Raw genomic sequence first — 12,906 nt, forward strand, 5'->3', positions numbered from 1 at the left:
TTTGTGTAGAAAATTCTTCTCAACGCTGACGCCAGCGGTTAAGCAACAGCGAATTGCTCACCACCGAGATCGAACTCAACGCCATCGCCGCACCGGCAATCACTGGGCTAAGCAAGCCGAACGCAGCCAGCGGAATACCCAGCACGTTATAAAAAAAGGCGAAAAACAGGTTTTGACGGACCTTGCGCAATGTTGCCGCGGAAAGCTCGATCGCCGTGGCCACGCCGTTAAGATCGCCATGGATAAGCACGACATCGGCCGCACTCACCGCAATATCCGAGCCGGCCCCCATGGCAAAGCTGACATCGGCGGCAGCCAGCGCCGGCGCATCGTTAATGCCATCGCCCACCATGCCGACATGGCCACCCAACGTGGTTTGCAGTTGGCGCACTTGATCGGCCTTATGCTGCGGCAACACCTCAGCATGAAACTGCGTGATGCCCACTTGCTCGGCGATAGCCGCCGCGGTGTGGCGGTTATCGCCGGTCAGCATCAGTACCGCCAGGCCACTGGCCTTCAATCGCGCTACAGCCGCATGAGCCGTCTCGCGCAATGGATCGGTTATCGCCAGCCAGGCCTTTGCGCGGCCATTCACCGCCAGCCCGACCACTGTCTTGGCTTGCGCCAGCAATGCATCCAGCTTGCCATCCAGCTCCGTATCCACAACGACGCTGCACTCAGCCAACCAAGCCGGGGAGCCGAGGATGACCTCGCTATCGCCGACAAGGCCGCGAATGCCCTTGCCTGGCACCGTCTCCAACGTATCGACAGCAAGCAGTGTCACCGACTCATCTTGCGCGCGCCGAGTAATCGCACGCGCCAGGGGATGATCCGAACCACCCTCCAGCGTTGCCGCCCATTGCAGTACCTGCGGGATCGACGTGTCATCTGCGATCAGTACATCGGTCAATTCAGGGCGCCCGCGTGTAAGGGTGCCGGTCTTATCCAATACCAGGCTACGCAGCGAACGCGCACGCTCCAGCACTTCAGCGTTACGAATCAAAATACCGTGGCGCGCGCCCAGGCCCGTACCGACCATGATCGCGGTCGGCGTCGCCAGGCCCAACGCACAAGGGCAGGCAATGACCAGCACCGCCACGGCATGCACCAAGGCCGTAGCGAAAGCTCCGCTTACCCACCAGGTGATCGCAAATGTCAGCAACGCGATAGCGATCACCACTGGCACAAACACCGACGCGATCTTGTCGACCAGATGCTGGATCGGCGCCTTCGAACCCTGCGCCTCATCCACCATGCGGATGATTTGCGCCAGCAAAGTATCGGCGCCCACCCCGGTGGCCTTGGCGCGCAGCATGCCAAGCTGATTCACCGTGGCGGCATAGATACGACTGCCCGGCGCCTTGCTCACCGGCATGCTCTCACCCGACAGCATCGCCTCGTCCACCCGCGAATGGCCGCCAAGCACTTCACCATCCACCGGGATGCTTTCACCAGCGGCCACTACAAAAATATCGCCCATGCGCAGGCTGCCCGCATCCACCTCGATCAACTGCCCATCGCGCTCCAACTTCGCTCGCTTGGGGCGCAGCCGCAGCAGCGCACGGATAGCCGACGATGTTTTGCGCTTAGCGCGGGCCTCCAGCAATCGACCCAACAAGATCAGCGTGATAATCGCGGCGCTGGCTTCAAAATACACATGGCCTGTCCATGAAAACGCCGTAAGTACCGCGCTGTAGAGATAAGCCGCGCTAGTACCCAGCACTACCAGCACATCCATGTTGGCGCGGCCTGCGCGCAGCGATTTGAATGCCGCCCGATAAAAGCCTGCGCCGATCCATAACTGCACCGGCGTGGCCAACAGCCATTGCAGCCAGCGCGGCAACAAATCCATCGACATTTCACCGTGCTGCGTATCGCCCAACATAAAAAACATTTGCAGCAACAACGGCAACGTCAGTGCCGCCGCCACAGCAAACATGCCAAGTTGTTGCCTCCACGCCTTTTTCTCGCGTACCTCGCGAGCGGCCATCTCGGCGTCATCCACCTCACGCTGTTCCGTCGCGTCATAACCGGCCTGACGAATGCGTTCAATCAGCTTACGTACTTCCATCAAGCCTTCGGTATATGCCACGTGTGCCTTGGCCGAGGCGAAATTGACCGTAGCGGTTACACCGGGCAATTGATTCAGCGATGTCTCAATACTTACCGCGCAGGAGGCGCAACTCATCCCGGTGATCGCCAAGGTCACTGATGCCTGCGGCACGCTAAAACCGGCCTTGCCGATGCTTTCGATCAAGGTATCCGGCGAGACTTGGCTATGGTCATAGTCCACCTGCACCTGCTCGCTGGCGAAGTTCACACGGGCATGGACGCTCGGAAGCTTATTAAGCACACGCTCGATACTGCCCGCACATGCCGCGCAGGTCATGCCGAGCACTGAAAAGTTGGCGATCGTCGGACGCGCCTGAGCGGCCGGATGCCGTGTTGCTAAGGGGGAGATTGCTTGGGTCATGACCCATGCTAAGTCTTGGACATAGGTCCAGAGTCAAGTGTTTTCTTGACCAGACTGCCCCCCCCTGCAGGCAGGGGGAGGGGCATGTAACTAGCCCACAACCTCATACTCACTTTGCACAAGACCACTGGCGTACTGGCGCGTGGCGATGTGCCTGAGCGCGATGTCATGCGCAAGGGCGCCAAAAAGAGCGATCCCTGTGCCGATGAGTACGGGGACGCGCGTGATGATAAGCCGCTGGATAAGTCCTGCCCGGAGAAACCCTTGTATGGTGATTCCCCCATCCACGTAGGCATGCCCGATGCCGCGAGCGGCAAGATCGGAGGCGACATCCTCGGCAGGCCCGGACATCCGCTCCACCGTCGCCCCACTCGGGGCTGTTGCCAACGGATGCGTGCTGAGTACGAAAACGCGTTTTTCACCGTATGGCCAGGTATCAAAGCCCAAGACCGTCTCGTATGTCTTGCGCCCAATCACCAAGGCATCCACCGTGGCCATAAACTCTTCATAGCCATGCGGCTCGCCACCATCCGGCGGAAGAAAATCCAAAGCACCATTAGCCCGAGCCATAAAGCCATCGATGCTGATGCCGACAAATACGGATGCTTTCATTGCAGAACCTCTCGATGCTGCCACTGAAACCCATCGATAGACCGCGGCGCTCAAGCCGGCCCGATCAACCTAGGGGTGAAGCTTTTCGCCATTCGCCAACATCTGTATGAACGTCTGAATGCGACGCTCGCGCGTCTCAAGCTTTTTCGCGTTGTGAATCCTGAAAAGCATGGCGTATCTATTCGAGCTATTAAGGGCCGCGAAAAATGCCTTGGCTTGGGCGTTGCCATCGAGCGCAGCCTGGAAATCGACGGGTATCACGGCGGTTTTCGCCCCATCATAAGCCGCCTCCCAACGCCCGTCCTGCTTGGCACGCTCAATCTCCTTGAGCCCTGCTGCTCTCATTTGACGGCTCGCGATCAGCTTGGTGGCCTTGTCGCGGTTAATCTTCGACCAAATGCTTTTTGCCGACCGGGGTGTAAATCGCTGCAGCCAGAAATACTCGTTGTCCGCTTGCTTCTGGCCATCTATCCACCCGTAACACAGCGCAACGTCGATGGCTTCTGCATAGGTAACTGAGGGTGTATCCGCCCCTTTTTTGGCAAAGCGCAGCCAGATACCCTTCGAGGCTCGATGATTCTTGGCAAGCCACGCGGCCCAGACGGCCTTGGTCTCGCAAGATAATATGGGCTCGCGGGCTGTTGCAGTGGGCATAGGCTACTCAGGCGCTTGACCGATGTTGAAGACGATTCCATAGGGATCTCGGATATAGCAACGCGGCATGGAGGCGTCCTCTTCGACGACGATGCAGCCCGCGGCAATCAACCTCTGCTTTGCAGCTTGAACATCGGGAACGAGGTACTCAAAAACCGGCCCATGTGCTTTACCTTTTTCAACATAGAGACGAAAGGCACCGGTCTCAAAGCCGATTAAGGCGTCGCTGCGGCTCGCCACCGGCAAACCTAGAACCGACCCATAAAACGTCGTCGCCCCGGCCCAGTCTTCGGTTCGGATAATGACGTCGCGTGAGGATTCAAATGTACTGGCCATGCGCGATCTCCCGATAGGACAGCTTAATCAGATATCGAGTCTGAAGGGTTGTATCTTCATTGAAAATGGGCAAAACCGCCTCTTTCAGCGCCATATTGTCGTAGACTGACACCCGCCCTAACGAAGAGAACCACCATGGCCCTTAATCTCGATACCTTGTCACCGAAAGAACTTCAGGCTCTGATTGCCAATGCGCAGTCGCAAATGCACACCGCCCGCGCCGGCCAGGTCAAAGACGTTCGGAGCAAAATCGATGCCCTGCTGCACAGCAATGGGCTAACCCTCGCAGACGTCTATCCGACCCGTGGCGGCAAGGGCAGCAAGGGCGGCACGAAGAATCCAGTCGCCCCGAAATACCGCAACCCGGACGATGCCAGCCAGACCTGGTCCGGCCGTGGCAAGCGCCCGTTGTGGTTCATCGCCGCGCTGAAACGCCGTGGCGTCACCGCTGAAAACCTGCTGATTGCCGGTGCATCCAAGGCACCCGCGCCGGCCAAAAAGACGGCCGCAAAACCGACCAAGAAAGCCGTTAAAGCACCTGCCAAAAAGGCAGTCGCCAAGAAAAAGGCTGCCAAACGCTAATCTGAGCGGTCACCGGCAGCGCTTACCCAAGCCCCGCAAGAGCGATCTTGCGGGGCTTTTCTTTAGGGCGGCATCGCCATCCGATGTAGCGCCAATGGCCTCATCCGGGCAACGTAAATGGCCCTTCCGGCCTTCGCCGATTGAGTGCACCCTCCGGCGCATCATCCAGACGAAGGTATTTCGAATGCCCCCTTTCTTTTCGATCCCACGTCGCCGCGTATTCATAAGCACACTCGCAGGCCTCGCCGCCACGTGCGTGCTGGCCTTTACGGTCAACGCCGGGCCGGCCACTAAGATCACCGCCCAACCCACCGTCGCCGCGTTCGATCACGTCCACGACTTCGACAAGTTTTTCGGTACCTGGCATTCAAAGCAACGCCGCTTGAAAGAACGGCTTGCCGGCAATAACCAATGGATCGAATTCGAAGGCAGCCAAACGGTGCGGCCGGTTCTCAATGGTCACGGCAACATGACCGACAACGTCTTCACCATGCCAGACGGGGTGATTTATAGCGGTGTCACTTTGCGTGCCTTCGACCCCGCATCGCAGACATGGTCGATCTGGTGGCTCGACGGAAATCGTCCGACCCAGATCGACGTACCGGTCGTGGGTAGCTTTGAAAACGGCATCGGCACCTTTTATGCCAACGACACCTTTAACGGGAAACCGATCAAGGTGCGTTTCAGATGGCTAAACATCACAGCCACCACACTCCAATGGGAGCAGGCGTTCTCCCCCGACGGCGGCAAGACCTGGGAGACCAACTGGATCGCCTATTTCACCAAGACCGGTTGAGCCGATACCACGCCACCCTGCCCGATGTTTCTTCCAACCATCCGCTTGGTGAGACCATGACGACAGATAATCCAGACCGCCGCCGCCTCATGCAATGGTCCCTCGCGGCCGTTCCGGCCCTTATGACACTAGGCCATGCAAGCACACTGTTCGCCGAAGACCTTGCCAAGCCGAGTGCCGGCGGCACCGGCCCAGAGCACGACTTTGATTTCTTCCTCGGCAACTGGCACGTCAAGCATCGCCGACTGAAGCAGCGGCTCGTAGGTAACCATGATTGGGAGGAGTTCGACGGCACCAGCCATTGCCTGTCGCTGCTCGGTGGCATCGTCAACTTGAACGAGACCGTGGTAAACCGTGCCAACGGCACCTATCGCGGCATGGGCCTGCGGGCATTCGACGCGAAGACCGGCAACTGGGCCGACTGGTACCTCGACGGTCGCGACCCCACCCAAATCGATGCGCCGGGTACAGGCCGCTTCGCCAACGGCGTCGGCACCTTTCTTTCCGAAGAGACCTACGAAGGCAAACCGGTTACCTCGCGCGGCCTGTTTACGCCTATCACGCCCAGCACATGCCAATGGGAGCAGGCCTATTCAACCGACCACGGCAAGACCTGGGAGACCAACTGGGTGATGCGCTATACGCGAATGGCGTAAATGCCACTCAAAAAGCATGCCGTGGATAATATCCACGGCATGCCATAGCGATCAGTTGCAATATGTCATCTGGAAATTGTGATCGTAAAAGTACGACCACACACGACGCTGATAACCGCCGGTATTGACCACCCAATCGGTATCGTTCACGCCGGGATAGTACGGCGCACTCCAACTGCCGTTACCCCATTGGATGCTGTACGAAACCACATCGCAGCCAAACTGCCCACCGCACTGGCTGGGAAATTTCTGCTGCAGCAGGGCGTTATCTGTAAGCAGGGATGCGTCATCGCCGTCTGCTACGTTGTCCACGCCCAAATACCAGCGCGAGTCATAGGTGGGGCCCGACTGATAGCTCCAACACCCGGCCTGAGCCGAGCCAGCAAACAATAATGCGCCGGCGACGCAGACACGCAGTAAACCGCTCTTAATTATCATCGCTATCTTCCTTTCATTGAGTTGACCAGCCTAGAGACCTCGGCAAGCGTCCCTTTTCCGACTCGACAATTTAAGAGCAACCCCCGAGGTGCCCCGGTCTTTTATATTTTGCAATGCATACAGATTGTGAAGAAAACCATTTACCACGATTAGCAAGTAATAAATACGTGATTCACGATAAACTCACCTAAAATTCTTATTCATAACCGTATTTATTACTATATTTTTAAATTCAATGAAAAACAGAGTCATGTAAAAATGACTCCGCCCTCTTTACCTTGGGCGCTCTGCCTCGATGTAGGTTGGGGTGAGTGCAAACGAACCCCAACGTGCGCCATGCTGGGTATCACGGCAAACCTCAATGTTGCGCAACGTTGGGCATCACTTTGTTCAGCCCAACCTACCGACCGGAGGCACCTTGGTCGGCCCCTACGAAGCATCCCTCATAAGCCGGTAGCGTGCGGACCCTGCCGTAGGCGGGGTTCGTGTGGCCGGCTCGACGCAAAGACGCTTGGCCGAATCAGGCCAGTCGCACTATGTTTCGATTGCCTCGCGCGTATGGCTGTCATCTACGGACAGGAGCATAAAGCGGCTCAATGACGGGCGCTCACAGGTGATGACTCCATGAAGGCAACGTATGTTGCGGCATTGGCTGCCGTACTACTGACCGCTGCGTTGTACCCGACAAGCCCAGCGCTGGCCGCGGCATCCACTAGCGGGAACTTGCTCGTTGGCGCAGACGGCGAAGCCGCTGCATGCACCTCGGACTGGAACGCCGTGACTACCGTGCCGGGCTGGACTGTGCTGCAAGGCAACCCGAGTGTCGTGTGCTACACCGCCGCCAGTTTTGCCACGCCCAGCACGCCAGCACGCGGCAAGGCGTTTATCGCCGACGGCCCCTATGGTGATTCAGCACTGAGTCAACGCGTAGATGTATCGGCAGCCAGCGCCGTTATCGATGCCGGCACGGCAAGTTATACGCTGTCCGGCTGGCTGGGCGGCTACGGCGGTTACAGCGCACATACCGTGTTGAGCGCGACCTTTCTCGATGCCAACGGCAACCCGCTGGGCTCCTCGGCCACCGTACCCACCGTGACCGCGGCCGATCGCGGTTACAGCAATGCTTTTCTGGCGCGGGCGATCAGCAACCCGGTACCCGCCGGCACCCGTTCGATTTCAGTGCTTTTGCGTTTCGCTGACACCAGCGCCTCTTACAACATCGGCTATGCCGACAATCTGTCGCTTACGCTCTCCACGCCGGTGCCCGTACCCACGCTAACCGCCCCGGCAGCCAACGTGCCCGCCTTCGACCACGTGTTTGTGGTGATGATGGAGAACACCAGCTACGGGCAAGTCATCGGCGATACCACCGATGCGCCCTTTATCAACAGCCTGGCCAATCGCGGCACCTTGTTGTTGAATTCCAGTGGAACCTACCACCCCAGCGACGAGAATTACCTCGCCATCGCCGGCGGCGACAATTTCGTGCAGGGCGCGATCTACTATCCGAATATCCATGTCACCTCGCCGCATCTGGGTGACCGTCTGGAGGCCATCGGCAAGACCTGGAAAGCCTATGAGCAAGGCATGGGTACGCCGTGCAATACGAACAAAAACTACGATTCGTATTACGCACCCGATGATGCCCCCTTCATCAACTTCACCAATATCAGCACCAACCCCACCCGCTGCCAGGCGCATCTGGTCGATCTAAGCCAACTCAATAACGATTTGCAGAGCATCGCCAGCACGCCGAATTTCGCCTGGCTGGCCGCCGACGATTACTACGACGGCGAAGCCTCCGGCAACGGCTCGTCGGCCAGCCTGAAGGTACAAGATGGTTGGCTGAAACAAACCCTACAGCCGATTTTCAACTCCCCCGCCTGGACCGGCCAGCACTCGCTGCTGATTCTTACCTGGGATGAGTCTGCAGATAAATCCAACAGCTCCGGCAATCACATTGCAACCATCCTGGTCGATTCACAGGGCGCCGTCCGGGCTGGCTATGGCAGCGCCGCCAGCTACAACCACTTCAGCGTGGGTCGCACGATCGAGCAGGCCCTGGGCCTTTCCGCATTGACCGCCAACGATACCTACGCCACGCCGCTTAACGATGCGTTCGCAGCCGCCACACCGCCAGCATCGACGCCGACACTATCCACCAGCACGGCCACAGTGCCGCAAGGCGGCAACATCATGCTCGACTATGCGACCACCGACACCCAGTTGAGCGCAACCAATTGGGTGGGGATTTACAGCGCCGGCAATACACCAGGATCACAATCCTCCATCGTTTGGCAGTACGTTCCCACCGCGAATGGCAACGTGTCGTTCAACACATCGAATCTAGCGCCGGGAAGCTATACAGCGTGGTACCTGTATCAGGATGGCTATAGCGTGTTGAGTGGGCCGGTAAGTTTCAACGTATCGCCCTGATCGACTCACGGCGACACCTATGACACGTTGGGGGGAGCAAAGCGAACCCCAACGTGGGCCGACCGTGACATGTTGGAGTTCGCTCACACTCACCCCAACTCCCAACCGATGCGTATGTCGTTCGTCATGGTTGCGCAAAGCACCATACACCACTACCCTGCGCATCCCTTCCACTTCACCCGAGCGAGGTCAAGAAAACTATGAATGTTGAAGTCCTAATCCCCGCCGGGTCGACGCTGCTTCTGTCCTGATTGCTCTGCTGGCCTTCTGGCTGGCCCTCTGAGCGTTGAACCCTGGCACTCCGTTTGGCTTCCCACCTTGGGAGGTCGATACGTTCCGCTTTGCCTCAAGGGTTTTCATGTCTACTCAGATTTTTTCGCTACACCAGCTTGGCTGGCGGCCGGCCTATGCTCAACATCTGACGATCGACGATTTCGAAGCGGGTTATCCAGCTCGCGTCGTCGGCGTGCATCGCAATGGATTGGCCGTGTTGTCTTCACAAGGGGCAGCCTTGGTAGCGTTGCCACCGCAACGCGCCGCGATGGCCGAAACAGCGATCACTGTCGGCGACTGGGTGATGGTCGAACAAGATGCATCGAGGATGCTGCGCCTGATCGAGCGACAGTCGTTGATTGCCCGCGTGGCAGCGGGAAGCGATCACCGCCTGCAATCCATCGCGGCCAATCTCGACACTTTGTTCATCGTTACCTCTTGTAACGACGACTTTAATCCGTCGCGCCTGGAGCGTTATCTCGCGCTTGCATTCGAGGCAGCGGTGACACCGGTGGTCATTCTCACAAAACCGGATATGTGTGCCGATGCCAACCATTATGCCGATGCCGCGCGACAGGTCGCTCCATCCGTCACGCTATTGATGGTCAATGCCACCGATGCAACGTCTATCGCCCAACTGCGGCCTTGGCTGCAGAGCGGGCAAACGGTAGCTTTCATCGGCTCGTCCGGGGTTGGTAAATCGACACTGACGAACATGCTGGTCGGGGACACCACGCGGTTGACGGCAGCTATCCGTGAAGACGATGCCAAGGGTCGGCACACCACGACCTCACGCGAGATGTATGCGTTAGCCTCCGGCGCGTGGGTGATCGACACGCCGGGCATGCGTGAACTTCGCATCGGAGCGGCGAGTACCGGCATGAGCGCGGTATTTGACGACATCGAAACCCTGGCGGCGCAGTGCCGGTTTCGCGACTGCCGCCACGAGAGCGATGAAGGTTGCGCCATCGTAAGCGCCATGGCCGATGGCGAGCTGGATGGGCGGCGATTCGCCAACTACTTCAAGCTGCAACGTGAGGCCGTCAATGCGACGCTTAGCACTAAGGAACGCCATGAACGAGACCGTCAGTTCGGCACCATGTCGCGAACCGCGATGCGAGCCAAACGCGACAGACAAGGTCGTTGACGCGTTCTGAGGCACAAAAAAGGGCCGCGCCATTCTTAAATGACGCGGCCCCTTTCGAAGCACGTAGGTTGGGGTGAGCGCAAGCGAACCCCAACATGCCATTGCCTGCATCTGTTGGGGTTCGCTTGCGCTCACCCCAACCTACGCCGACCTCAATAGGCCATGAAGTCGCCACCGCAACTTTGCAGCTTGCAAGTCGCGGTCTGCATCTGCATCTGTATCTGTATCTGCGGAATGCTGATTGACTTCGTATTGATCGGTGCAACGACCGCTTGCACTTGCCACTGCACGCCACCGCTTTGCGGTGCCATCACGACCTTTACCGAGCTGTCGAGATAAACCGTTTCGCCAAGCGCGGCCGCACCGTTGAACGCAAGCGGCTGCTGTGGGGTGGACACTTGTTGTGCATCGCTGCCGATGGGCAGCACCAGATACAGTCCATTCCTTGTCGCAAACGCGGCCCGCACCTGATCTTGTTGATCGTTGATCTGTACGTACTTGATCCCGTCGCGGTGAAACACGTAGACGTGCCAGTTCGGGCTTACGCTGACGTCGGCGGCCTGGGGGTTAGTATTGCCGAGGTCGCTGACTTCGACCTGTGGTGTTGTCTGTGCATGGGCAGTCCATGCAGTAGCTGTAAGCAACCCGATCAATAGGGCGCTGCGGAGTTTGTATTCAAAACGGATCATGACGCGGCCCTCTATGTACTTACCTGGCAACATATCAATTCAAAGTGACGGGTCTAGTCGTATCGTGCAGCAATAACGCCAGACGAGCACCCTTAGGTATAGCGCGCGTATGTACTGCGCCACCATAAATGCGCGCCCGATCGCGAATTGCGTCCAGACCGAGACCGCCGACACCCAAACGATAGGTCAGCTCTTCCCTTTCATTCTGCTTCGGCTCGATGAGAGCCTTGGTACGATCGAACGTCACATCTATTCTCAGAACCACCCAGCGCCGGTCGCGCGTCTCGCCACCGCGCAGAACGATGCGCAGCTCGGTAATGGCCGGTGATGGTTCAAACAGTTGCACCACCGACTCGCAAGCAAGGCGGTAAAGCGCTATCTGTACACCGGGATCGAGCCGGCTCAAGCCACGCCCCGACAGCTCGCAATCAAACGCGATGCCCATATCGTCCATGGCCTTGGCGATGGGGCCATTTTTCAAGGTCGAGGGAAACCCGCGGCTCTGCCATGTACGCGGATAGAGGCTATCGGCCAAGCGAAAAACCTGTTGCTGCGTGGCGATGGCCTGCCGGTAGTAAGTGCGCTCTTCGGTAGCCGACAGCAAATTATGCAGACGGGCCAGGAAGCGACTGTGCGATTGTTGAATCGCGCTGCCGACCTGCTCCAAGGCATCAGCGGTCTGCCGCATACGAAGCTCGCCCAGGTATAGACCTTGCTGGGCCAGTTGAAGCGCCAGCCGGCCATCGACCCGCTCCCGATCATCACGCGCGTGAAGCGTTGCTATACGCGCACCCAGCATCAGCAGGGTCGTGATGGCGAAGGATATAAACACCTGTGACTGCATCGTCACGACATCGAATTCCGCAGGCGTAATCAGCGCAATACCAAGGCTGGCCACTGAGCCGCCCAGGGCCGCACCACTCCAACCATGCCGCAAAGCCATCCAAGCCACCGGCATAAACATGGCCATGCGCGCTACAAAGCTGAAGTCACCTTTCACATTGGCAGCCACCCACGTCAACAGGGTCAACGCCGGCAGCAGCAACCCTATGCTGTCGAGCACCAGGCGGTTGCTGGCCAAGCGTTTACCCAGGGTGCGAAGGCTACCCTCACGCCAAATATCCCTAAGCAGCAGGGCCAGCGGCACGATGGTAAGAATGCCCAGGTAGTTGCCCAAGAAGTACTGGCTACCCCACTGCCAGAACACCGGGTTATCGCCGGGCGCTTGCTCGCGGGCGGTGTATAAGAAACTGATGTCTCGCGCAGCAGTGGCCAGGGATACCAGCAGCGTGCACAACAGCAAGACACCGACTCGCACGGATCGTTGCCCGTCAAACAGCGACAAACGCGAGCGAGCCCAGTGAACGATAGGCATCGCCAGGGCGATCGGCGGAAAGAGCTTTATCAATGCGTACGTCGGCCCGAATTGGTCAAGGCAGTCGTAGCTGATCTGCGCCAACGGCAGCATCTCGCCAACAATCATTGCCGGCCAGTACCGATAGGGAACGAACAAAAGGCATAGCAGCCGCAATCCGGCTGGCAAAAACCAATGCGCGAATGAAACCTGCCGTAACAGCCCGTAGCTCAACGCATAAGCGGCAACCACCGCCACCTGGCGCAGCCATCCCTTACCTATCCCCATAGTCCCCTGGCTCCCATGCTCGGTTACTGTTTCCCCCTGCCTCTTGGGCATTCCTACTAGCAAAGCCTATGAGACATGAAATCTGCGTGAAATTTGTTGGAAACAGTATAGGAAGTCGGATGTGAAGAAGGAGTCAGGGTTAACTAAAAATGTTTTTGGCTTCTATTGATTT

12 protein-coding genes are annotated in these 12,906 nt (G+C 58.1%); 5 read left to right on the forward strand and 7 right to left on the reverse strand.

All coding sequences use genetic code 11. The features are described 5' to 3' along the window. Window positions 1-19: 19 nt before the first annotated feature. The 4 genes from DVJ77_RS01045 to DVJ77_RS01060 all read right to left on the reverse strand — a co-directional run bounded on the left by DVJ77_RS01045 (window position 20) and on the right by DVJ77_RS01060 (window position 4,075). Window positions 20-2,473 carry a heavy metal translocating P-type ATPase gene (locus DVJ77_RS01045; protein WP_225427707.1) on the reverse strand — a complete coding sequence of 818 codons (2,454 nt, stop codon included), beginning with the start codon at window positions 2,471-2,473 and terminating at the stop codon, window positions 20-22. A gap of 90 nt (window positions 2,474-2,563) precedes the next feature. Further along, window positions 2,564-3,085, reverse strand: a complete 522-nt coding sequence (locus DVJ77_RS01050) for a dihydrofolate reductase family protein (protein ID WP_114843612.1) — start codon at window positions 3,083-3,085, stop codon at window positions 2,564-2,566. A 69-nt stretch (window positions 3,086-3,154) separates the two neighbouring features. Continuing rightward, window positions 3,155-3,739 carry a YdeI/OmpD-associated family protein gene (locus DVJ77_RS01055; RefSeq protein ID WP_114843613.1) on the reverse strand — a complete coding sequence of 195 codons (585 nt, stop codon included), beginning with the start codon at window positions 3,737-3,739 and terminating at the stop codon, window positions 3,155-3,157. A gap of 3 nt (window positions 3,740-3,742) precedes the next feature. Continuing rightward, entirely contained in the window at window positions 3,743-4,075 is a 333-nt protein-coding gene (locus tag DVJ77_RS01060) for a VOC family protein (protein ID WP_114843614.1), read from the reverse strand. Window positions 4,076-4,210: 135 nt separating this feature from the next. Here DVJ77_RS01060 and DVJ77_RS01065 point away from each other — a divergent pair, with 135 nt between their 5' ends. The 3 genes from DVJ77_RS01065 to DVJ77_RS01075 all read left to right on the forward strand — a co-directional run bounded on the left by DVJ77_RS01065 (window position 4,211) and on the right by DVJ77_RS01075 (window position 6,109). After that, a complete protein-coding gene (locus DVJ77_RS01065; RefSeq protein ID WP_114843615.1) occupies window positions 4,211-4,657 on the forward strand; it encodes an H-NS histone family protein in 447 nt (148 codons plus the stop codon). Between the two features lie 184 nt (window positions 4,658-4,841). Further along, window positions 4,842-5,453 (forward strand): DUF1579 family protein, encoded by a 612-nt coding sequence (locus tag DVJ77_RS01070; RefSeq protein ID WP_114843616.1) that lies wholly within the window; start codon window positions 4,842-4,844, stop codon window positions 5,451-5,453. A gap of 56 nt (window positions 5,454-5,509) precedes the next feature. Then, complete coding sequence (locus DVJ77_RS01075) at window positions 5,510-6,109, forward strand: DUF1579 domain-containing protein (RefSeq protein WP_162791315.1); 600 nt, start codon at window positions 5,510-5,512, stop codon at window positions 6,107-6,109. A 51-nt stretch (window positions 6,110-6,160) separates the two neighbouring features. On the opposite strand, the gene DVJ77_RS01080 is transcribed toward DVJ77_RS01075, so the two are convergent. Beyond that, on the reverse strand, window positions 6,161-6,547 hold the full coding sequence (locus tag DVJ77_RS01080; protein WP_114843618.1) for a hypothetical protein: 387 nt from the start codon (window positions 6,545-6,547) through the stop codon (window positions 6,161-6,163). A 624-nt stretch (window positions 6,548-7,171) separates the two neighbouring features. Here DVJ77_RS01080 and DVJ77_RS01085 point away from each other — a divergent pair. Together DVJ77_RS01085 and rsgA are read left to right on the forward strand one after the other, a co-directional pair. Beyond that, window positions 7,172-8,983 carry an alkaline phosphatase family protein gene (locus DVJ77_RS01085; RefSeq protein ID WP_114843619.1) on the forward strand — a complete coding sequence of 604 codons (1,812 nt, stop codon included), beginning with the start codon at window positions 7,172-7,174 and terminating at the stop codon, window positions 8,981-8,983. Window positions 8,984-9,341: 358 nt separating this feature from the next. After that, window positions 9,342-10,403: a ribosome small subunit-dependent GTPase A gene (gene rsgA / locus DVJ77_RS01090; protein ID WP_114843620.1), complete on the forward strand. Its 1,062-nt coding sequence runs from the start codon at window positions 9,342-9,344 to the stop codon at window positions 10,401-10,403. A gap of 152 nt (window positions 10,404-10,555) precedes the next feature. Here rsgA and DVJ77_RS01095 read toward each other — a convergent pair whose 3' ends face one another. Both DVJ77_RS01095 and DVJ77_RS01100 read right to left on the reverse strand, forming a co-directional pair. Then, complete coding sequence (locus DVJ77_RS01095) at window positions 10,556-11,092, reverse strand: hypothetical protein (RefSeq protein ID WP_162791316.1); 537 nt, start codon at window positions 11,090-11,092, stop codon at window positions 10,556-10,558. Window positions 11,093-11,126: 34 nt separating this feature from the next. Continuing rightward, window positions 11,127-12,734, reverse strand: coding sequence for an MASE1 domain-containing protein (locus DVJ77_RS01100; protein WP_162791317.1), 1,608 nt, complete (start codon window positions 12,732-12,734; stop codon window positions 11,127-11,129). Window positions 12,735-12,906: the final 172 nt, after the last annotated feature.

Origin of the sequence: Dyella tabacisoli, assembly GCF_003350925.1 — a bacterium.
Classification (GTDB): domain Bacteria; phylum Pseudomonadota; class Gammaproteobacteria; order Xanthomonadales; family Rhodanobacteraceae; genus Dyella_C; species Dyella_C tabacisoli.